The organism is Pseudomonas syringae (assembly GCF_000737245.1).
GTDB classification, from domain to species: domain Bacteria; phylum Pseudomonadota; class Gammaproteobacteria; order Pseudomonadales; family Pseudomonadaceae; genus Aquipseudomonas; species Aquipseudomonas syringae_J.
This window is the reverse complement of record NZ_JPQU01000019.1, coordinates 72,399-94,068: the sequence shown is the minus strand read 5'-3', so window position 1 is coordinate 94,068 and position 21,670 is coordinate 72,399. Positions and strand designations below refer to the sequence as shown.

Below are 21,670 nucleotides of genomic sequence, written 5' to 3'. Positions count from 1 at the left end.
GAATGAACCATGCGTCATCGTAAAAGTGGTCGTCACCTGAGCCGGACTAGCTCGCACCGTAAGGCCATGTTTCAAAACATGGCGGTGTCGCTGTTCGAGCACGAGCTGATCAAAACTACATTGCCGAAAGCTAAAGAACTGCGTCGCGTTGCTGAGCCGCTGATCACTTTGGCTAAAACAGACAGCCTGGCTAACCGCCGTCTGGCTTTCGACCGTACTCGTTCGAAAGCAATCGTTGGCAAGCTGTTCAACGATCTGGGCAAGCGTTATGCAACCCGTGAGGGTGGCTACCTGCGCATCCTCAAGTGCGGTTTCCGCACTGGCGACAACGCGCCTATGGCGTACGTCGAGCTGGTTGATCGTCCTGCTGGCGGTGAAGCTGTATCCGCTGAGTAAGATGTCAGTCTGAAACAACGGACCGGGCCTAGTGCCCGGTTTTTTGTGCCTGTAAGAAAAGCACGGTTCGTACAAGCTTCTTCGTCTCGCGGTCTGCAAAATGCGCGAGGCAGTTAGTAATTTTCTATCGACACTCACAAATTAATGAATTTGTAGGTGTAACACGGATGATGAATACTCCCTTCAAGCCACTTAGCCGGCAGTTCAAGACTGACAGAGGAAGTAGATTGCATGAGCCAGAATAAAACGCTTACAACCGCCAGTGGCGCGCCTGTAGCCGATAACCAGAATTCCCGCTCCGCCGGCCCTCGTGGTCCGCTGCTGCTTGACGATTTTCATCTCATCGAAAAGCTCGCCCATTTCAACCGTGAAAACATCCCCGAACGCCGTGTTCACGCGAAAGGGTCGGGTGCGCATGGTACGTTCACTGTCAGCCGCGATATCACTCAATACACCAGCGCCAAGTTGTTTGACACGGTTGGTAAGCAAACACCTATCTTCCTGCGTTTCTCCACCGTTGGCGGTGAGCGTGGTTCGGCTGATACAGAACGTGACCCGCGCGGCTTCGCGTTGAAGTTCTACACCGAAGAAGGTAACTGGGACATCGTGGGCAACAACACTCCGGTGTTTTTCATCCGCGATCCGCTGAAGTTTCCCGATTTCATCCATACGCAAAAGCGTCTGCCTCAGACCAACCTGAAAAGCGGCCAGATGATGTGGGACTTCTGGTCGCACTCGCCTGAAGCGCTGCACCAGGTCACCATTCTGTTTTCGGATCGCGGCATTCCTGACGGCTATCGTCATATGCATGGCTTTGGTAGCCACACCTACAGCCTGATCAGCGCTGCTGGTGAGCGCCACTGGGTCAAATGGCACTACAAGACTAAGCAGGGCATCAAGAACCTCGCTCCAGCTGATGCTGCACGTATCGCGGGCACTGATCCTGACTACGCTCAGCGCGATCTGTTCGGTGCTATCGAAAAGGGTGACTTCCCGAAGTGGAGCGTTTGCATTCAGTTGATGACTGAAGCACAAGCGGCTGCCCATCACGAGAATCCTTTCGACGTGACCAAGACCTGGTCGCAGAAAGAGTACCCGTTGATTGAAGTCGGTGAGCTTGAGCTTAATCGCAATCCGCAGAACTACTTCGCGGAAGTCGAGCAGGCTGCGTTTGGCCCAAGCAACATGGTGCCCGGTGTTGGTTTGTCGCCCGATCGCATGCTGCAAGGGCGTGTGTTCGCCTATGCCGATGCGCATCGCTATCGCGTAGGTACCAACCACCAGCAGTTGCCGATCAACGCGCCAAAGAACCCTGTGCACAGCTACCAGCGTGACGGCTCCATGGCGTTTGGCACCAATGGCGGCTCGGCCCCTAATTACGAGCCTAACAGCTACTCCGACGCCCCCAAGCAGGATCCGCGTTACGCGGAACCAGCTTTGGCTCTGAGTGGGGCGGCAGATCGTTATGATCATCGCGAAGATGGCGACTACTACAGTCAGGCGGGCAAGTTGTTCAACCTGATGGATGCTGATCAGAAAGCACTGTTGATCAACAACATTGCCGGTGCCATGGGTGGCGTTTCCAGCGATGTGGTTCAGCGTCAACTGCAGCATTTCTACAAAGCCGATCCGGCTTACGGCGAAGGTGTTGCCAAGGCTCTTGGTGTTCAGATGGGTTGAGTCGAAGTGATAAACAAAACCGCCCTCATTTGGGCGGTTTTTCGCATCAAAACCCCCATTTTTCGCTGCTTTTGGTCACTTTGTTGCGCCTAACCAAGTGACCTTCCCGGTCGGTTGGTTCAGACTATGCACTTTGAAGCACGGAGATGTGGGGCGATGCTAGGCCACCCGGAAGTAATCGATTATCTGAACACGTTGCTGGTTGGCGAACTGGCGGCGCGCGACCAATATTTCATCCATTCGCGGATGTACGAAGATTGGGGGTTCACCAAGCTTTTCGAGCGCATCAATCACGAGATGGAAGAAGAGGCGCAACACGCTGATGCGTTGATGCGTCGTATCTTGATGCTCGAAGGCACGCCGCGCATGCGTCCGGATGACCTGGAAGTGGGCACCACGGTTCCTGAAATGTTCGCTGCCGATCTGCGTCTGGAATACAAAGTCCGCACTGCGCTGTGCAAAGGCATCGAGCTGTGTGAGCTGCACAAGGACTACGTAACTCGCGAAATCCTGCGTGTTCAGCTGAACGACACCGAAGAAGATCACACCTACTGGCTCGAAAAGCAGCTTGGTTTGATCAAGACCATCGGGCTGGAGAATTACCTGCAATCGCAGTTCTGATTCCGCCGACGGCAAAAATGAAAAAGCCCCTGTCATTCACATGACAGGGGCTTTTTGTTACCTGGCGTAAACCGTCAGGCCTTGTCGCGCAGCAGCAGTGGCTTGAGGTAGTGCCCTGTGTAGGATTGCTCCATTTCAGAGACTTGCTCAGGCGTACCCACGGCAATGATCTGGCCGCCTTTAGAGCCGCCCTCTGGACCCAGATCCACCAGCCAGTCGGCCGTCTTGATCACGTCCAGATTGTGCTCGATCACTACTACGGTGTTGCCGTGATCTCGCAGGCGATGCAAGACGTCGAGCAATTGCTGAATGTCCGCGAAGTGCAGGCCGGTGGTCGGCTCGTCGAGGATGTAAAGCGTCTTGCCGGTGTCGCGTTTGGAAAGCTCGCGTGACAGCTTTACACGCTGCGCTTCACCGCCCGAAAGCGTCGTCGCAGATTGCCCCAGTTTGATGTACGAGAGGCCGACATCCATCAAGGTCTGAAGCTTGCGTGCCAAGGCCGGAACGGCGTCGAAGAAAACTCGGGCTTCCTCAATGGTCATCTCCAGCACTTCATGGATGCTCTTGCCCTTGTACTTGATCTCAAGGGTCTCACGGTTGTACCGCTTGCTCTTGCAGACGTCGCACGGCACGTAAATGTCCGGCAGAAAGTGCATCTCCACCTTGATCAGGCCATCGCCTTGACACGCCTCGCAGCGGCCACCCTTGACGTTGAAGGAGAATCGCCCCGGCCCGTAACCGCGGGAACGGGATTCCGGCACACCCGCGAACAGCTCACGGATCGGTGTGAACAGGCCGGTATAGGTCGCCGGGTTGGAGCGCGGCGTGCGGCCGATCGGGCTTTGGTCAATGTCGACGACCTTGTCCAGATGCTCCAGACCTTTGATGCTGTCGTGGGTCGCCGCTTCCAGTGTGGTCGCGCCATTGAGTGCAGTGGCGCTCAGCGGGAAGAGGGTATTGTTGATCAGCGTCGATTTGCCCGACCCGGAAACGCCCGTTACGCACGTCAGTAGACCAATGGGGATTTCCAGGTCCACATTGCGCAGGTTATTACCGCGTGCACCCTTGAGGTTCAACGACAGCTTTTTATTGCGCGGCGTGCGTTTGGCCGGGACTTCGATCTTCACACGACCGGACAGATATTTGCCGGTCAGCGAATCCGGGTGGGACATGACCTCGTCCGGAGTACCTTCAGCAACGATGTGTCCACCATGCACCCCAGCGCCAGGCCCGATGTCGACGACGTAATCCGCAAGGCGAATGGCGTCCTCGTCGTGCTCGACCACGATCACCGTGTTGCCGATGTCCCGCAGGTGCTTGAGGGTGCCGAGTAGCCTGTCGTTATCCCGCTGGTGCAAACCAATAGAAGGTTCGTCAAGGATGTACATCACCCCCACCAGACCTGCACCGATCTGGCTAGCCAGACGGATTCGCTGGGCTTCACCGCCGGAAAGGGTGTCAGCGCTGCGATCCAGGGTGAGGTAGTCGAGACCGACGTTGACCAGGAACTGCAAGCGCTCACGGATCTCCTTGAGAATCTTGTCAGCGATTTCGCCACGGCGGCCGGTGAGCTTGAGTACACCGAAATATTCGGTGGCATCGCCAATCGGCATGTTGGTTACTGCCGGCAGGGTCTTCTCGCCAACCCACACGTGACGCGCCTCACGACGCAAGCGCGTGCCACGGCAGTCCGGACAAGGCTGAGTGCCGAGGAACTTGGCCAACTCTTCACGCACGGTGGCCGACTCGGTTTCCCGATAACGACGTTCCAGGTTAGGCACGATGCCTTCGAACGGGTGAGCACGCTTTACGATATCGCCCCGATCATTCAGGTAGCGGAAATCGACATTCTGCGTGCCGCTGCCGTTGAGCAGGATTTTCTGGGTATCTGACGGCAGTTCTTTGAACGGCACTTCCAGGCTGAAATCGTAATGCTTGGCCAGCGACCCGAGCATCTGGAAGTAGTAGACATTACGCCTGTCCCAGCCACGGATCGCACCTTCGGCCAAGGTCAGCTCGGCATTGACCAGGCGTTTGATGTCGAAGAATTGCTTCACGCCCAGACCGTCACAGGTCGGGCACGCGCCAGCCGGGTTGTTAAAGGAAAACAGCTTGGGTTCCAGCTCGCTGATGGCGTGTCCACAGATCGGGCAAGCGAAGCGGGCCGAGAAGATCATCTCCTCCCCAGGCTCGTCATCCATAGGCGCGACCCAGGCAATCCCGTCGGCCAGCTTCAGCGCGGTTTCAAAAGATTCGGCCAGACGCTGTTGCAGGTCCGAACGGACTTTGAAGCGGTCAACGACCACGTCAATGGAGTGCTTCTTCTGTTTATCCAGCTTTGGCAACTCGTCCAGCTCACACAGACGGCCGTTTACTCGGGCCCGGACGAAACCTTGCGCGCGCAGCTCTTCGAAGACCGACAGGTGTTCGCCTTTGCGCTCACGGATCACCGGTGCCAGCAACATCAGCTTGCTGCCTTCGGGCTGGGCCAGAACCAGGTCGACCATCTGGCTGACAGTCTGGGCTTCCAGCGGAATATCGTGATCCGGGCAGCGTGGCTGACCAACCCGCGCGTACAGCAGGCGCAGGTAGTCGTAGATCTCGGTGATGGTACCCACGGTAGAGCGCGGGTTGTGGGACGTGGACTTCTGCTCGATGGAAATCGCTGGCGACAGGCCTTCAATCGTGTCGACGTCGGGCTTTTCCATCATCGAAAGGAATTGCCTTGCGTAGGCAGAAAGCGATTCGACGTAGCGTCTTTGCCCTTCGGCGTAGAGTGTGTCGAAAGCCAGCGATGATTTGCCAGAACCGGAAAGCCCGGTAATGACGATCAGTTTGTCGCGTGGCAGGGTCAGGTCGATGTTTTTCAGGTTGTGGGTTCGGGCCCCACGAATCAGGATCTTGTCCAAAGTGGCCTCGCTCGGCGGGCGTCGAAAACGTAGGAGTATACGGTGAAATACTGGATGGATGCACACTATCGAATCAGTGTCACAGGCTTATATGAAGACTGTGTCATCTAGACGCGTCATAGCGTCGCGATATACCCCGTCAATCGATGGGACTGGTAGAATCGCCGCCGGTTCACATGAGGTTTTTCAATGCACGATCCCCACAGCGAACGAATGAGCGGCGGCGAGACCCGTGCGGCAGGCGGTCTGGCACTGGTTTTTGCGTTCCGCATGCTCGGCATGTTCATGGTTTTGCCAGTACTGGCGACCTATGGCATGGACCTGGCGGGGGCGAGCCCGGCATTGATCGGACTGGCAATCGGCGCCTACGGTCTGACCCAGGCGGTGCTGCAGATCCCGTTCGGGATTCTCTCCGACCGCATCGGTCGGCGTCCGGTGATTTATTTCGGTCTGATCATCTTCGCGCTCGGCAGCGCGCTGGCGGCCAATGCGGACTCTATCTGGGGAATCATTGCCGGGCGGATACTGCAGGGCGCTGGTGCTATCTCCGCGGCGGTCATGGCGCTGTTGTCCGACTTGACCCGTGAGCAGCATCGCACCAAGGCCATGGCCATGATCGGCATGACCATCGGTCTGTCGTTCGCCATCGCTATGGTGGTCGGCCCATTGCTAACCAGCGCGTTTGGCCTGTCAGGGTTGTTTCTGGCGACTGGCGGGATGGCCTTGATCGGTGTTTTTATCGTCGCCGTTGTCGTACCGAAAAATACCGGTACCTTGCAGCATCGAGAATCCGGAGTGGCGCGCAAGGCGCTGGGTCCTACGCTACGGCATCCGGATTTGTTGCGTCTGGATTTGGGTATCTTCGTGTTGCACGCCATGCTCATGTCAAGCTTCGTGGCGTTGCCGTTGGCATTGGTAGAAAAAGCCGGTTTGCCCAAGGAACAGCACTGGTGGGTCTACCTCACTGCGTTGCTGATCTCATTTTTCGCAATGATTCCATTCATCATTTATGGTGAGAAAAAGCGTCAGATGAAGCGGGTATTGATCGGGGCGGTCACCGTGCTGATGCTCACTGAGCTATTCTTCTGGGCATTCGGCGACACATTGCGGGCGCTGGTGATTGGCACGGTGGTGTTCTTCATCGCGTTCAACCTGCTCGAAGCTTCGCTGCCTTCGCTGATCAGCAAGGTCTCGCCGGCGGGCGGCAAGGGCACTGCGATGGGGGTCTATTCCACCAGCCAGTTCCTGGGTTCGGCGGCTGGCGGGATTCTGGGCGGCTGGTTGTTTCAGCACGGCGGGCTTAGCGTTGTATTTCTCGGTGGAGCCGGGTTGGCCGCCCTCTGGCTGACCTTTGCTGTTACCATGCGCGAGCCTCCGTACGTGACAAGCCTACGCTTGCCGTTGTCGCCCGAGGCGCAGCGTGATGCAGGCCTGGCAGAGAGGCTAAAGGCCGTAAATGGCGTAACGGATGCAGTAGTGGTTGCCGAAGAGGCGGCCATTTATATCAAATTAGACACAGAACTATTGGATCGCGCGTCTCTGGAGCGGATGGTCAACCCAGCGACAGAAGCGTGCGAAGCCTAGGAGAGCGTTATGGCCCGTGGGGTTAACAAAGTCATATTGGTCGGTACATGCGGCCAGGATCCCGAAGTTCGCTACTTGCCTAACGGTAACGCCGTGACCAACCTGAGTCTGGCGACCAGCGAACAGTGGACCGACAAACAAACGGGTCAGAAAGTCGAAAAGACTGAATGGCACCGTGTATCGATGTTCGGCAAAGTCGCCGAGATCGCTGGCGAATACCTGCGCAAGGGTTCCCAGGTCTACATCGAAGGCAAACTGCAAACCCGCGAGTGGGAAAAAGACGGTATCAAGCGTTACACGACTGAAATCGTCGTCGACATGCAAGGCACCATGCAACTGCTGGGCGGCCGTCCACAAAACGACGGCGCTCCACAAGGCCAGGGTGGCGGTGGTTATCAGAACTCCGCTCCACGCCCACAGCAGTCGCGCCCTCAGCAGTCTGCGCCACAGCAGCAGCCACAACGCGAATCCCGCCCGGCCCCGCAACAGCAGGCGCCACAACCGGCAGCGGATTTCGACAGCTTTGATGACGATATTCCGTTCTAGGAATTAGCTTCTCGGCGCAAAAGGCCCGTGACCTGACCGTCACGGGCCTTTTTCATTTGTGCCGCGCCAAATCAGACCTCGGTGATCTTGCTGACGCTGGTGATTTGCCCGTTCCAGACCATCTCGTAATGGGCGGTCTGGATAATCGACGTGACCGGGCGTGGGGTCATCAACGCCCAGCAGATCTGACCAGCGGCGCGAACCGAGCGGTAGCGTAATCCCTTGTTACCCGCATCGCGGACTTTGCGGCCGAGCAAGTTTGAGTCGGCATAATCATCCGGATCGTAGATGGGATCGCTCTCGGGGATGGACGATGCATCAAGCATGTCGGCGTCGTTGAATGCACAGGTCAGACCGCGAAACACAAAGCGCTCGTAGCTCAGGCTTTCTACTCTGGACCAGTACGCATTCTGGTGGTGCCGCACTTCGGCCAGAGCGGTATCCATGTTGTCCGCCAGATATAAAACCCCGTAACTGCCGTCGCTGAAGCGTGAGCCTGCCGGATTGACGTGGGTGAAGGGCGCTGTGGCGTAAGAGCAGCCGGTGATGCCGAAGGGGATCTCTGCGATGCGGATCAACTCCAGGCGTCCGGTCTGGTTCTGAAGTCTCGGGTTGGTAAGCGCCTGTATTTGATACAGCGCTTCGAATTCGTCTGCGCTGGCGACATCGTCGAACAGTGCGATAGGCGGAAACTTGGAATTGACCAGCCGATAGGTCTGCCGCGTGTCTCCGGGCAGTTCTGCCAGTTCCCCGAGCTTCACCATAATCCACCACGCAGCACGTCAATCCTCCGGAAAGTCTCGTACAACGAGATCATGTCGCCCTGGGCCATGATCTCCAGTGGAGAACGGCCGTTGAAAAACTCATTGTGATTAGCCATCGCCGGGAATCCGTAGACGTTATCCGGATTGTCGAATACCAGACGCAAGGCTGCGTGGATGTTCAGGATAAAGCTGATCCGCTGCATCTGGTCCGCATCCAGATTGACCGACCAGGACGGATCCTGCTGATTGGCACGGACGTGGGTGCTGCGGGAAATTCGCAAGATGCGACATGCCTGGTCACCCGACGCTCGCCACTTTTCAAGAATGGCAACTGCGGCTCGCAGGCCAGCGGCGCATTGTTCTTTGCTGAATAGTTGCGGCTGAAGGGCTGTCGACACAATTAGGGCCTCGCGATTAATCTGTAGATACATATTTAATAAAATGTAGTCTACAGATTAATCATGCGCCAAGCCATTTTGCTGTGACTTACAACCCCAGCTCTGACAGCCCCGGATGGTCATCGGGGCGTCGGCCCAACGGCCAGTGGAATTTGCGCTCGGATTCCTTGATGGGCATATCGTTGATGCAAGCGAAACGGTTTGCCATCAGGCCATTAGCGTCGAACTCCCAGTTTTCGTTGCCGTAGGAGCGAAACCAGTTGCCGGAATCGTCGTGCCATTCGTAGGCGTAACGCACGGCAATGCGGTTGTCAGTGAAGGCCCAAAGCTCTTTGATCAGCCGGTAATCCAGCTCCTTGGCCCATTTGCGGGTCAGGAAGGCTTTGGCCTCTTCACGATTGGTGGCGAATTCAGTGCGATTGCGCCACCGGGTATCCAAGGTATAAGCCAGCGATACTTTCTCCGGGTCCCGGCTGTTCCAGCCATCTTCAGCAAGGCGGACTTTCTGGATTGCGGATTCCCGGGTGAAAGGCGGTAAAGGCGGACGGGTTTCGTTGCTGGATGACATGACCATACCTCTTGGCGGGGGAGTTGCTGACTGTAGCAATGCGTTAGCAATGCAACCACTGCCCCTGTAGGAGCGCGCTTGCCCGCGATGCGTTGTTTCAACGAAAAATCTGTCTCCAGACCTGACGCCATCGCGGGCAAGCGCGCTCCTACCGGGCCATGCATCCTGCGCAAACCTCGGCGTCCGGACAACGGGCACACTCCGAACTTCCCATCAAACCACCTGATCACTCTGCGGAACCACGTTGTGCCGGTCTGCCGGAGCTGTTGCTCGGCTTAAAATGATCGGCACCGATTTCGCCGCAGGCACTTTGCTACGCTCAGCGTGATGCCAGAGGGGCACCAGCGGATTGCATTCCGGGTAGTACGCGGCGCTGCAGCCTTGGGGAATGTCGTAGCCGATGATCTGCATCGGGCCAACCTGCCGCGGGACTTCAGGCTGCACTGCTGTTGTCAGCATGACCCAGTCGCCGGCTGCAAAGCCCAGGCGAACAATGTCGTTACGGTTCATGAAAATCACCGTGCGCGTACCGCTGACGCCACGAAAGCGATCATCAAAGCCGTAGATTGTGGTGTTGAACTGGTCATTGCTGCGTAACGTCATCAGTTGCAATACATCGCGACGTTCCTGGCTCTGTTCCACATCGCTATCTTCGGCCAGTCGCGGGGTAATGAACTGCGCTCGCTGGCTTTCGGTTTTCCACTCGCGGTGCGCCGCCGCAACCGGTTTGTGAAAGCCGCCCGGTTCCCACATGCGGTTTTCCATGTCGTGGAAAATCTCCGGGTAGACTTCGCTGATCGCTTCGCGGATAGACGCGTAGTCACTGCGCCAGGCATCCCAGTCGATGCGTTCGGTGCCGGATAACGTCGCCTTGGCCAGCCCCGCCAAAATGGCCGTCTCGGCGCGCACATGTTCGCTCACCGGTTCACTGTTGCCTTTCCAGCCACGGATGCAGCCGGTGCTGTCTTCAGTGCTGTAGCATTGTTCTTTGCCGTTTTGCCGATCAATTTCGATCTTGCCCAGGCAGGGCAACAGCCAGGTGTTTTTCGCCATAACCAAGTGGGTGCGATTGAGCTTCGTCGCAATCTGCACGCTGAGTTGCAAGTTCTTCCAGGCCGGCTCCATGCGTGAGGTATCCGGGACTGCTCGCAGAAAATTTCCACCCAAACCGATGAAGCCGCGCACGCTGCCGTCGAGGATGCCTTCGCAAGTCTCCACCGTGGCGCGACCTTTTTTGGTCGGCACATGAAAGCCAAACAATGCCTCGATTTTATCCACAGGTACTTTGCCTGGGTCTTCACTAATGCCGACGGTGCGCTGCCCCTGGACGTTGGAGTGCCCGCGCACCGGGCAGATCCCGGCACCGGGTTTACCAATGTTGCCGCGCAGCAACAGCAGGTTGACCAGCATCTGCACCGCATCCACACCTTTGCGATGCTGAGTTATGCCCATGCCATAGATAATCATCGCTCGCTCACTGCGGGCGTAGACCATGGCGGCGGCTTCCATGGCGCCGCGAGTGAGGCCTGAACGCATCTCCAGCACCGCCCAGTCGAACTCCCGAACCGTCGCGGCAAACTCGCCGAAGCCTTCGGTGTGCTGGGAAATGAATTGCTGGTCGATCACCGCAGGTTCGCCTTTGATCAGCGCTGTTTTGTCCATCTCGAACAGCGCCTTGGCAATGCCCATGACCGCAGCGATATCACCGCCGATTGCCAACTGGTGATATTGCGTACTGATGATCGTCGAGTCCGGGCCAAGCATTTGTGTTGGCGATTGCGGATTGACGAAGCGTTCCAGCCCCCGTTCGCGGATCGGGTTGAAGGTGATGATCGGCACATCGCGGCGGCGGGCATCCTGCAGATCATGAAGCATGCGCGGGCTGTTGCTGCCCACGTTCTGGCCGAAGAAAAAAATGCAGTCAGTGTGCTGGAAATCATCCAGCGTCACCGTGCCCACTGGCACGCCGATGCTCTCCTGCAAGCCGACTGATGTGCTTTCGTGGCACATGTTCGAGCTGTCGGGCAGGTTATTGGTCCCGTAGGCACGGGCGAACAGCTGATAGATGAACGAAGTTTCCAGCGATGCACGACCTGAGGCATAGAAGGCAACGCTATCAGGTTCAAGGGCACGCAGCTGTGAGCCGATTTCCTGATATGCCTGTTCCCATGTGGTTTCACGGTAGTGATCGGTTTGCGGGTCGTAGCGCAAAGGATGGGTCAGGCGGCCGTGCTGTTCGAGGTCGTAGTCATGCCATTGCAACAGCTCTGTGACTGAATGACGGGCGAAGAACTCGGGGCTGGTTTTGAGTGAAGTCAGCTCCCAGGCCGTGGCTTTGGCGCCGTTTTCACAGAATTCCAGCGAGTGCGGTTTACCAGGCTTTGCCCAGGCACAGCTCACGCAAGCAAAACCCCCAGGCTTGTTCTGCCGGGTCAAGGCACGAGGCGCTTTGATCAGCGCCTGCTCACGCCACAGAATCCTCATCACCGATTTCGCCGATCCCCACCCTCCGGAGGCATCGGTGTAGGGGCGATAGTGCGCTTGGGGGTGAATGAGCATCGAAGTTGCCTCTGCCTGCTGACGAAATATGGGGGGCTATGTCCGTGTTGTGAAGTTCTGACGCAGCGCCTGAGGCAAAGGTTCTGTGTCAATTCGTCAGCGGTAGCCTGGACGCATCCCAGGCCCAAACCGAACTTGTTGGGCTGATATCGATCAGTCTCTAGTGCTGCCGCTAACCCGTTCTGCTGCTATTGAGGAACACCGCGCTTTGTCGAACTTCAAGTCCATCTTTATCCGACGCATCTTGCTGTGCATGCTTCTATGCACAGGCAACCTCAATATCCAGGCCGCAGAAGCACCCGCGGCTGCCGCCACCTCCGAGGCGCCCGCAGCTCCGGCGGCACCGGAGATACTTCTCCAGGGTGGGCTGCTGGGCGTTATCAGTTCCAGCATTGACGATGTACAGGAAAAGCTCGACTTGGACAGCAACTGGCTGGACAGCTGGCGGTTGCGGGCAGATCGGGCCGCCAATGAGCTGGACAAACTGGTCAGCAAACCAACGCCGGAATCTCAGTGGGGCGCGGCAGGCGACTTCGTCATGCTCTCATTGGTGTGGATCGGCACCTTTGCAGTGCTGACGATTCTGGGCAGTTTCATCGCGGTACGCCTTAACCGACGCCCGTTCCTGATGGTTCGGGCGCGTAGCCAGGCGCTGATCGGCTATGTGTTGCCTTACACCTTGCCGGCGATTATCAGTCTGCCGCTGACCCTGTATGTCAGTCATTTAATGGACACATCAGTGGGCCGCGCGCTGGCATTGTGTTTTGCGTATGCGACCAGCAGCGGCATCGTTTCAACCTCCGTGCTGCTGTGCGTCATCGTGATGTTCAACTACGGGCATAAACGCGCTGCTGTGCGCATGATCCGGCGCTACGCCCCGAAACCGCTGTTCGTCATCGGCTTCCTGGCGGCCCTGAGTGATGCCCTGACCAGCCCGCAGATTGCCCGTCAGATCGGCAATAACGTCACTACCAGCGTGGCGGCTTTCACCGGATTGTTCGCCTCGGTGGTGTTCTGCATTCTGATCATCAAGGTGCGGCGTCCCATCGCGCACTTGATTCGTAACCGACAGTTGAGCAGCCGCCTGGCACAACCTGCACTGCAACAGTCACTGAAGATATTTTCCAACCTTTGGCACTTGCCGATCCTGCTGATGATCCTGGTCTCGGCCGTGAGCCTGATCGGTGCTGGCGAAGACAGCCAGAAAGCCCTGCGCTGCGCATTGTTCACGACGATTTTGCTGATTGCCACAGTGTTCCTCAGCACGGTTTTCCAGCACATTTTCAAGCCAGCTGAAATCCGCGCGCGTGGCGTGCATGTCTACCGGGAGCGCCTGCTAAGTCTGGGCCACGCGATCATGCGGATTATTCTGGCGATCTCGTTCATTGAAATACTCGGGCGGATCTGGGGCTTCTCATTGTTTGAGTTTGCCCAGCGCAATAGCTTGGGCCGGGTCATCAGTGAATCGCTAAGCAGCATCGGCCTGATCTTTCTGGTCACCTGGTTGCTGTGGGTGGTGCTGGATACGGCGATTCAGGAAGCCCTGAAGCCGCCAGTTCATCATCGCTCCAATCGCCAGCCCAGCACCCGGATCAAGACCATCCTGCCGCTGTTGCGTAACGCGATCAAAATCATTCTGGTGGTGATCTGCGCGATCACCACCATGGCCAATCTGGGTATCAACGTCGCGCCGCTGCTGGCGGGTGCTGGCGTGGTCGGTCTGGCCATCGGTTTCGGTTCCCAGCAGTTGGTCCAGGATGTCATCACCGGCCTGTTCATCATCATCGAAGACACCTTTTCTATCGGCGACTGGGTGGTGCTCAGCACGGGACACTCCGGGACAGTGGAAAGTCTGACGATTCGCACCGTGCGCCTGCGTGACGGCAAGGGTTTTGTGCATTCGGTGCCGTTCGGTCAGATCAAGGCGGTGACCAACCAGTCCCGTCAATTCGCCTATGCGTTCTTCTCGGTGCAGTTCACCTACGACTCGGACATCGACAGCGCGTTGTCATTGATCCGCGAAACCGGGCAGTCGATTTCCGAAGACGTCCTGCTCAAGAGCAATCTGCAAGGCCCACTCGAAGTGTTCGGCGTCGATCGCATGGACCTCAACGGCGTGGTACTGACCGCGCAGTTCCGTACTTCGTCCGGAGGGCAGTACAGCGTCGGTCGGGCGTTCAACGAGCGGCTGAAAAAGCTTGTGGATAAATCGGATGACGTACGCTTCGCGCAAACTTATCCACAGACCGTGATCAGCCCTAATGCCGGGCAGGTGCAACAGCTGTCAGCGGACAGGGACGCCCAGCCGGCTTCGGGCAAAGGTAATGTGGTGAACGTCGACGGCTCCGAAAGCCCGCCGGTGCAGCCTAAATAAGCGCAGAAGTAAAACCTGTGGGAGCAAGCTTGCTTGCGAAGGCATAGGTTCAGCCTCGGAGATGTGGCGGCTGTACCGGCACCTTCGCGAGCAAGCTCGCTCCCACGGAAGATCGCCGAACCCGGCTCCAACAGTCATTCCCAATACCCTGTGGGAGCAAGCTTGCTTGCGAAGGCATTGGTTCAGCCTCGGAGGTGTGGCGGCTGTACCGGCACCTTCGCGAGCAAGCTCGCTCCCACGGAAGATCGCCGAACCCGGCTCCAACAGACATTCCCAATACCCTGTGGGAGCAAGCTTGCTTGCGAAGGCATTGGTTCCGCCTCGGAGATGTGGCGGCTGTACCGGCACCTTCGCGAGCAAGCTCGCTCCCACGGAAGATCGCCGAACCCGGCTCCAACAGACATTCCGAATACCCTGTGGGAGCAAGCTTGCTTGCGAAGGCATTGGTTCAGCCTCGGAGATGTGGCGGCTGTACCTGCCCTTTCGCGGGCAAGCCTCGCTCCAACGGGTTCGATGATCTTCTGTGGGAGCGGTGCTTGCCCGCGAAGAACGATAATGCGGTGTAACTGACAAATCGCGTCGACCGATTCGCGGGCAAGCCTCGCTCCCACAGGGATCGTAGCTATCTCGGCTACCGCAACAATCGATCCCGCACCTGTGCCATGGCCTGTTGATCCAGCTCCAGCCAATACTGCGGTTTACCGGCGATGATTGCGGCGGCGGGGATGCCGTCGCGGTAGACCAGGCGATTACCCACCAGCGCCGGGACTTTGCTGCCAGGAAGCAGCGTGCCCACCAGATTCAGCGGGTCGACGCCGCTGAGGCTGATCAGGCTGCCGTCCAGTGGTCGCTTGCGGATTTCACGCAGCACAGGGATCGCTTCAGGCAGCGCAAACTGTTCGCCTGCCAACCCACTGACAAACCGCCCGCCGCGTATTTCACCCCGCGCTTCCAGGCGGTGGAAGGTGCGCAGTAACTCCCGCCAGCTCGGCAGCCAGTCGGCTTCCCGCTCCAGCAATCGCCAGAACACCACGCCGTATCGGCGCAGCAAGGTCATCGCAATATGCTCCAGAACAGTCGGGTCAATGGCTTGAGGGCGCTTGCTCTCCGTGGCGATTGGCAGCGGCGCGCGCCGTAACAATGCCCAGCGTCCGGCATCGTCCATGCCGCCAATGAAGGCCCCACGATTGCGTCGGCTGGTATGCGCCGAGCGTTTGCTGGCGGGCGTGATGAGCGCGCGCAAACCAGCAAAGCTGTCAGCATTGACCAACCCCGCCGCGACCAACTCCTGCAAGGCGATTTCCAGTTCGGCGCGCAATAGGCGGGCTTCGCTGATCAGCTCATCGAAAAACATCGCGCCATGGCTGGCGAGGGCGGCATGAACCTTCTGCGCCTTTAACGAAAGCTCCTCGGGTAACGACTGTCCGGTGAGCCCGCTCCACAAGCTCAGTTGACTGCGCGGCAACAACACAATCGGCGTACTGCGCAACGCGGCAGCGCCGGGTTTGCCATTGGCGGCCAGCCGCGTCCAGACCACTTTGCCCGAACGGCAGATTTCATCCAGCCAGCTTTGCGAGTAATCCTTGAGCCGCGCGGGCAGCAGGTCGCTGTCCCACGCGCCCGCTGCGGCGCTGAAGCCTTCCAGTTGGCCAATGATTTCCGGCAGCGCGGCCTGTCCCTGGCTGCGGGTGCTGGTCGATAAATGCTGCCAGTCGAACAGAAACCGCATGAAGTCCTGCAACGACACCGGCTCTATTTCACGACGCAGGCGTTTGACCGTGTAGCGATGAATCCGCGCCAGCAAGTGCCGCTCGCACCATTGATCTTCGCTGGCGCCGGGGCTGAAGCGGCCGCGCAACACATAGCCTTCACTTTCCAGTCGAGCCAGTGCCTGAGTCACGCTGCTGGCGCTCAACGCCAAAGGTTCGGCAATGGATCGCACCGGCAATGGACCAAAGCCACTCAGGCGCGCACGGACCACTTCGACAATCGCCTCGTCGCGGTCCCAGGTCTCATCGAAATCTTTCAGAGCCTCAAGCTGCGGATGCATTTCAGCTTGTGGATAAATAGCGTGCAGGCACGTCAGGCGCTCAATGGCGATCCACACCGCCTGATCGACGCTGACCTGCAAGCGCGTCGCCCGGCCTGAGCGGGCCAGATTTTCCAGCCATTTCATCCAGTCCGGCTGCGCTCCTGCCTCGGCGCCGCCAATACAGCCGAGGCTCATCAGCGCTTCATGCATCTCGTCGATGTTCTGCGGTTGCGGCCAGGCTTCTTCACCCACCGCCACAATGGCCTCGGCATCCAGTGCACCCAGATCGTCTGACGATTGCGGATCGCTCCAGCGCCGGTTGAGCACCGCTTGGGTGCGGCGCTCTTCCAAGGGTGCATCGTCGAGAAAGGCATAGGGCCGAGCATTGAGGATTTCCGCCGCGAGGGGGGAGGGCGCAGGCAAGTCCTTGGCAATCAGCCGCACGTCGCCGCTTTCCATGCGCCGCAGAAGCGCCAGCCAGCCTTCGGCATCCATAGCTTCGTGCAGACAGTCATCGAGGGTTTGTTCGATCAGCGGATGGTCCGGCACTTCTCGCTCGCCGACGATATTTTCCAGGCAGGCGATCTGGTCGGGAAATACCGTGGCGATCAAATCTTCGCTTTTCATCCGTTGCAGTTGCGGGGCGACTTTGCGTCCGCCGCTATAGCGCGGCAGAGCCAGCGCAGTGCCCGCATTCCAGCGCCAACGCACGCCGAAGAGTGGCGCATCCAGCACCGCCTGAATCAGCAGATGTTCGGCGCTGTTGGAATTCAAGTAACGCCAGACTTCATCCAAGGCAAAACTGTGACTGGTGGACAGCGACAGCACGATGGCATCTTCACTGGCCGCCGCTTGCAATTCGAAATTGAAGGTGCGACAGAAGCGTTTGCGCAATGCCAGGCCCCAGGCGCGATTGATCCGGCTACCAAACGGCGTGTGGATGATTAACTGCGTGCCACCGGACTCGTCGAAAAAGCGTTCCATGATCAGCGTGTCTTGCGAGGGCAGGGCGCTGAGCACTGAACGGGTCCGCGCCAGGTAATCCACCAGTTGCTCGGCGCTGGCCAGATTCAGACCGAGGGTGTCGATCAGCCAGTCGGTGCAGGGTTGCAAATCGCCGGGATGCGCGCCCAGTATTTCATCGATCTGACCTTGCAGGCGTGCGACAGCGAAGGACAATTCATCGCTGCGCCCCGGCGCTTCACCCAGCCAGAACGGAATGTTGGGCGGCTGGCCCTGAGCGTCTTCAACCCGCACGCGACCGGTCTCGATGCGCAGGATGCGATACGAGGTGTTGCCCAGCTGAAAGATGTCGCCAGCAATGCTTTCCACCGCGAAGTCTTCGTTGACCGTGCCGATGTTCAGCGCCTGGGGTTCGAGGATCACGCTGTAGTCGGCGTTGTCTGGAATGGTCCCGCCGCTGGTGACGGCTGTCAGCTTGCTGCCTCTTCGACCGCGCAGGGTGCGAGTCAGGGCATCGCGGTGTAGATAAGCGCTGCGCACGCCCTGACGACCGCTGTAGCCCTCGGCCAGCATGCTCAGCAGCGCCTGATAATGGTCAGCGTCCAGCTCGGCATAAGGCGACGCCTGCCGGAACATGTCCAGCAACTCTTGTTCGTGCCATTCCTGCAAACTCACTTCGGCGACGATCTGTTGCGCGAGCACGTCCAGCGGCGCCTTGGGGATCTGCAAGATATCCAGCTCGCCGCGCCGCACGCAGTCCAGCAGCGCCGCGCATTCAATCAAGTCGTCCCGGGAAGTGGCAAACAGCCGGCCTTTGGGCGTGCCGCCGACGTGGTGCCCGGAGCGGCCGACCCTTTGCAGAAACGCGGAGATGGAGCGGGGTGAGGCAATCTGGCAAACCAGATCCACGTCGCCGATATCGATCCCCAGTTCTAGCGACGCTGTTGCGATCAATACCTGCAAGTCACCACGCTTGAGGCGTTGCTCGGCATCCAGGCGCTGCTCTTTGGCCAGGCTACCGTGGTGGGCGGCAACCGCGTCTTTGCTCAGGCGCTCGCTCAAGTGCCGGGCCATGCGTTCCGCCATACGCCGGGTGTTGACGAAAATCAGCGTGGTGCGGTGCTCGCTGGTCAGTTCAGCAAGGCGGTCGTACACCAGTTCCCAGACGTCATTGGCCATGACCGGCCCGAGCGCTACGGGCGGCACCTCGATACCCAGATCCCGTGGCCGTGCGTGGCCAATATCGACAATGGCGCAGGGGCGTTTGACTGGATCAGCGCCAACCAGAAACCGCGACACCAACTCGATGGGCTTTTGGGTCGCCGACAAACCAATGCGCAGCAACGGCTCGCCGCACAGGGCTTGCAAACGTTCGAGGCTCAACGACAGATGACTGCCGCGTTTGCTGGCGGCGATGGCGTGGATTTCGTCGACGATCACCGTGCGGGTACTGGCGAGCATGCGTCGTCCGGAATCCGAACCGAGCAATACGTACAACGACTCTGGGGTGGTGACCAGAATATGCGGGGCGTTCTTGCGCATTGCCGAGCGATCTTTCTGTGGCGTATCACCGGTGCGTACTGCTGTGTTTATGCGCAACGGCGGCAGGCCCATGTGTTGCAACTGCGCGGTGATCCCGGCCAGCGGGTTTTGCAGATTGATCTGGATGTCGTTGGACAGCGCCTTGAGGGGCGAGACGTAAACCACAAAGGTCTGCTCCGGCAACTCGCCGCCGTGCTCAAGGCCCTGATGGACCAGATCGTCTAGCACGGCAAGAAACGCGGTCAGGGTTTTCCCGGAGCCGGTAGGCGCAGCAATCAAGGTCGAGCGCCGGGCCTTGATCAACGGCCACGCCTGAGCCTGAGCGGGCGTCACCGCAGGAAAAGTACTGCGAAACCACGCGCTGACCGCCGGATGAAAACCGTCGAGCGCCGGATCAATGATGTGGGGAAGATTCATGGGCGAATTAATGAGGGTGCTGCCGGGAAGATGCAAGCGCTTCTGATCGGTGGTTGGAACGCTGGATCGCTTTATGTGTGCGGTACTTGCCCGCGATGCAGGCGACTCGGTTTTTCAGACATACCGCATCATCGTTCATCGCGGGCAAGCACCGCTCCCACAGGCGATCACCGATCCGTTGGAGCGAGGCTTGCCCGCGAACCAGTCACCTTGGTCTGGCAGACATACCGCATCATCGTTCATCGCGGGCAAGCGCGCTCCTACAGAGGAACACCGCTCCCACAAGGTCTCGCTTTAATCCTGTGTTTGCGTGCAGCCGAGAAATCCCCCTCACACCCTAACGGTTGGGGGATAAGCGGCAACGTGATATGTTTGTTGGCGTTTTACACTTATATTTTCAGTGAATTTGATACCGAGCCTGCTGACCCTATGCGAATGCGCCTTATGCTGTTGGGCGGCGGGAATGCCCTTGGGCAGGCGCTGATTCGTCTGGGTGCCGAGGAAGACATTGGCTTCCTGGCACCGCGTCCGCCGCAAGATGGCTGGGACGCAGCGAGTCTGACGCAATTGCTCGATGACACCCGTCCCGATGCCTTGATCAACCTTGCCTACTATTTCGACTGGTTTCAGGCCGAAACAGTGAGCGAGGCCCGCTTGAATAGCCAGGAGCGCTCAGTCGAGCGTCTGGCGGAACTGTGCCAGCACCACAACATCACCCTGTTGCAGCCGTCCAGCTACCGGGTATTCGACGGTTCTCGTGCGACGGCCTACAGCGAAAAAGACGAGCCGGTGCCCCTCGGGCTGCGCGGTCAGGCCTTGTTGCGTATCGAGCAAAGCGTGCGCGCCACCTGCCCACAGCACTTGTTGCTGCGTTTCGGCTGGTTGCTCGATGACAGCCCCGACGGTGTACTGGGGCGTTTCCTGACCCGCGCCAAGCTACCGCAAGAGCTGCTGATGGCCGATGACCGCCGTGGCAACCCCACGCCGGTGGACGATGCCGCCCGGGTGATCATCGCCGTCCTCAAGCAGCTGGATTGCGAATCGCCGTTGTGGGGCACTTACCACTACGCCGGGCATGAAGCGACCACACCGCTGGCGCTGGGGCAGGCGATCCTGACCGAAGCACAGTTGTTGCATCCGCTGGCGATTGAGTCACCCACCGCCCAGGCCCATGCCGCCGGTGCCGATGCGAGCGATGAGCCGCAACATGGCGTGCTGGCCTGCAAGAAAATTCTTCATACCTTTGGTATCAAGCCCCGCGCCTGGCGTGCCGGGCTGCCGAGCCTCCTGGATCGTTACTACCGACATGTCTGATGCTCCTGTTCTCATCACCGGCGGTGCCGGTTTCATCGGCTCACATCTGACCGATGCGCTCCTGGCCCAGGGGCATGCGGTGCGTGTTCTTGATGATATGTCCACAGGCAAGCGCAGCAACCTGCCGCTGGATAACCCTCGGGTCGAACTGATCGAAGGCGATGTGGCCGACGCTAAGCTGGTGGCTCGCGCTGTTCAGGGCTGTAAGGCGGTTGTGCACCTGGCGGCTGTCGCCTCGGTTCAAGCCTCCGTGGACGACCCGGTGCGCACCCATCAAAGCAACTTCATCGGCACTCTGAACGTGTGCGAAGCCATGCGCGAGGCCGGCATCAAACGCGTGGTATTTGCTTCCAGCGCAGCGGTGTATGGCAACAACGGCGAAGGCGAAGCAATCAGCGAAGACACACCCAAGGCACCGTTGACGCCCTACGCCTCGGACAAGTTGTCCAGCGAATACTACCTTGATTTCTACGGCCGCCAGCATGGTCTCGAGCCGGTGATTTTCCGCTTCTTCAATATCTTTGGCCCGCGCCAGGACCCGTCCTCGCCGTACTCCGGCGTGATCAGCATCTTTGCCGAGCGCGCTGAGAAGGGGCTGCCCATTGCGGTGTTTGGCGATGGCGAGCAAACCCGGGATTTCTTCTACGTCGGCGACGTGGTCAAGTTACTGACCCAGGCGTTGGACCTGCCGCAGGTCGAGCAGGGCGCGGTGAACGTCGGTTTGAATAACACCACCTCGTTGAATCAACTGCTGGTGGCGCTGGCAGACGTGGTGGGCAAACAGTCTGAAGTCACTTATCAGGCAGCACGCTCCGGCGACATCCGTCACTCTCGAGCCAACAATCAGCGTTTGCTGGCGCGGTTCAAGCTTGGCGAGCCAACGCCATTGCAGGTTGGATTGGCGAAGTTGCTGGGGCGATAAGGCTGGATTTGCAGGCACAAAAAAAGCACCGATGAGGTGCTTTTTTTACGCCTGCTGATATTCCTGTAGTAGATCCCTCGT

General features: G+C 58.6%; 14 protein-coding genes. 8 read left to right on the top strand and 6 right to left on the bottom strand.

The features are described 5' to 3' along the window. Positions 1 to 9 precede the first annotated feature (9 nt). The 3 genes from rplQ to bfr all read left to right on the top strand — a co-directional run bounded on the left by rplQ (position 10) and on the right by bfr (position 2,697). Positions 10 to 396: a 50S ribosomal protein L17 gene (gene rplQ, locus IV01_RS20235; RefSeq protein WP_008145500.1), complete on the top strand. Its 387-nt coding sequence runs from the start codon at positions 10 to 12 to the stop codon at positions 394 to 396. 231 nt (positions 397 to 627) lie between these two features. Further along, on the top strand, positions 628 to 2,076 hold the full coding sequence (locus IV01_RS20240) for a catalase (protein ID WP_032626495.1): 1,449 nt from the start codon (positions 628 to 630) through the stop codon (positions 2,074 to 2,076). Between the two features lie 156 nt (positions 2,077 to 2,232). After that, the gene (gene bfr, locus IV01_RS20245) at positions 2,233 to 2,697 is read left to right on the top strand and encodes a bacterioferritin (RefSeq protein WP_032626493.1); all 465 of its coding nucleotides are present in this window, start codon (positions 2,233 to 2,235) and stop codon (positions 2,695 to 2,697) included. Between the two features lie 74 nt (positions 2,698 to 2,771). Here the strand turns inward: bfr and uvrA are convergent, their stop codons facing one another. Then, the gene (gene uvrA / locus IV01_RS20250) at positions 2,772 to 5,606 is read right to left on the bottom strand and encodes an excinuclease ABC subunit UvrA (RefSeq protein WP_032626492.1); all 2,835 of its coding nucleotides are present in this window, start codon (positions 5,604 to 5,606) and stop codon (positions 2,772 to 2,774) included. A gap of 189 nt (positions 5,607 to 5,795) precedes the next feature. Here uvrA and IV01_RS20255 point away from each other — a divergent pair, with 189 nt between their 5' ends. Together IV01_RS20255 and IV01_RS20260 are read left to right on the top strand one after the other, a co-directional pair. Continuing rightward, a complete protein-coding gene (locus IV01_RS20255) occupies positions 5,796 to 7,190 on the top strand; it encodes an MFS transporter (protein WP_032626489.1) in 1,395 nt (464 codons plus the stop codon). 9 nt (positions 7,191 to 7,199) lie between these two features. Then, on the top strand, positions 7,200 to 7,736 hold the full coding sequence (locus IV01_RS20260) for a single-stranded DNA-binding protein (RefSeq protein WP_032626487.1): 537 nt from the start codon (positions 7,200 to 7,202) through the stop codon (positions 7,734 to 7,736). Positions 7,737 to 7,807: 71 nt separating this feature from the next. On the opposite strand, the gene IV01_RS20265 is transcribed toward IV01_RS20260, so the two are convergent. From IV01_RS20265 to IV01_RS20280, 4 genes are all read right to left on the bottom strand, one after another. Continuing rightward, positions 7,808 to 8,500 (bottom strand): RES family NAD+ phosphorylase, encoded by a 693-nt coding sequence (locus IV01_RS20265; RefSeq protein ID WP_032626486.1) that lies wholly within the window; start codon positions 8,498 to 8,500, stop codon positions 7,808 to 7,810. Further along, complete coding sequence (locus tag IV01_RS20270) at positions 8,494 to 8,898, bottom strand: hypothetical protein (protein WP_032626548.1); 405 nt, start codon at positions 8,896 to 8,898, stop codon at positions 8,494 to 8,496. The genes IV01_RS20265 and IV01_RS20270 overlap by 7 nt, the downstream gene beginning before the upstream one ends. A gap of 88 nt (positions 8,899 to 8,986) precedes the next feature. Further along, positions 8,987 to 9,466 carry a DUF1348 family protein gene (locus IV01_RS20275; protein ID WP_032626485.1) on the bottom strand — a complete coding sequence of 160 codons (480 nt, stop codon included), beginning with the start codon at positions 9,464 to 9,466 and terminating at the stop codon, positions 8,987 to 8,989. A gap of 213 nt (positions 9,467 to 9,679) precedes the next feature. Beyond that, positions 9,680 to 12,025, bottom strand: coding sequence for an FdhF/YdeP family oxidoreductase (locus IV01_RS20280; protein ID WP_032626484.1), 2,346 nt, complete (start codon positions 12,023 to 12,025; stop codon positions 9,680 to 9,682). A gap of 253 nt (positions 12,026 to 12,278) precedes the next feature. On the opposite strand from IV01_RS20280, the gene IV01_RS20285 reads away from it, so the two are divergent. Beyond that, entirely contained in the window at positions 12,279 to 14,399 is a 2,121-nt protein-coding gene (locus tag IV01_RS20285; RefSeq protein ID WP_050507301.1) for a mechanosensitive ion channel family protein, read from the top strand. Positions 14,400 to 15,030: 631 nt separating this feature from the next. Here IV01_RS20285 and IV01_RS20290 read toward each other — a convergent pair. Further along, on the bottom strand, positions 15,031 to 19,353 hold the full coding sequence (locus IV01_RS20290; RefSeq protein WP_032626482.1) for a DEAD/DEAH box helicase: 4,323 nt from the start codon (positions 19,351 to 19,353) through the stop codon (positions 15,031 to 15,033). 429 nt (positions 19,354 to 19,782) lie between these two features. Between IV01_RS20290 and IV01_RS20295 the strand changes: the two genes are divergently transcribed. Then, on the top strand, positions 19,783 to 20,667 hold the full coding sequence (locus IV01_RS20295; RefSeq protein ID WP_032626546.1) for a sugar nucleotide-binding protein: 885 nt from the start codon (positions 19,783 to 19,785) through the stop codon (positions 20,665 to 20,667). Continuing rightward, a complete protein-coding gene (locus IV01_RS20300) occupies positions 20,660 to 21,589 on the top strand; it encodes an NAD-dependent epimerase/dehydratase family protein (RefSeq protein ID WP_032626481.1) in 930 nt (309 codons plus the stop codon). The genes IV01_RS20295 and IV01_RS20300 overlap by 8 nt, the downstream gene beginning before the upstream one ends. The last annotated feature ends 81 nt before the right edge of the window (positions 21,590 to 21,670 follow it).

What these genes read in the sequence shown, in the direction of transcription:
- rplQ (WP_008145500.1), top strand. Translation starts at nt 10, where the DNA reads ATGCGTCATCGTAAAAGTGGTCGTCACCTGAGCCGGACTAGCTCGCAC.
- IV01_RS20240 (WP_032626495.1), top strand. Translation starts at nt 628, where the DNA reads ATGAGCCAGAATAAAACGCTTACAACCGCCAGTGGCGCGCCTGTAGCC.
- bfr (WP_032626493.1), top strand. Translation starts at nt 2,233, where the DNA reads ATGCTAGGCCACCCGGAAGTAATCGATTATCTGAACACGTTGCTGGTT.
- IV01_RS20255 (WP_032626489.1), top strand. Translation starts at nt 5,796, where the DNA reads ATGCACGATCCCCACAGCGAACGAATGAGCGGCGGCGAGACCCGTGCG.
- IV01_RS20260 (WP_032626487.1), top strand. Translation starts at nt 7,200, where the DNA reads ATGGCCCGTGGGGTTAACAAAGTCATATTGGTCGGTACATGCGGCCAG.
- IV01_RS20265 (WP_032626486.1), bottom strand. Translation starts at nt 8,500, where the DNA reads ATGGTGAAGCTCGGGGAACTGGCAGAACTGCCCGGAGACACGCGGCAG.
- IV01_RS20275 (WP_032626485.1), bottom strand. Translation starts at nt 9,466, where the DNA reads ATGTCATCCAGCAACGAAACCCGTCCGCCTTTACCGCCTTTCACCCGG.
- IV01_RS20280 (WP_032626484.1), bottom strand. Translation starts at nt 12,025, where the DNA reads ATGCTCATTCACCCCCAAGCGCACTATCGCCCCTACACCGATGCCTCC.
- IV01_RS20285 (WP_050507301.1), top strand. Translation starts at nt 12,279, where the DNA reads ATGCTTCTATGCACAGGCAACCTCAATATCCAGGCCGCAGAAGCACCC.
- IV01_RS20290 (WP_032626482.1), bottom strand. Translation starts at nt 19,353, where the DNA reads ATGAATCTTCCCCACATCATTGATCCGGCGCTCGACGGTTTTCATCCG.
- IV01_RS20295 (WP_032626546.1), top strand. Translation starts at nt 19,783, where the DNA reads ATGCGAATGCGCCTTATGCTGTTGGGCGGCGGGAATGCCCTTGGGCAG.
- IV01_RS20300 (WP_032626481.1), top strand. Translation starts at nt 20,660, where the DNA reads ATGTCTGATGCTCCTGTTCTCATCACCGGCGGTGCCGGTTTCATCGGC.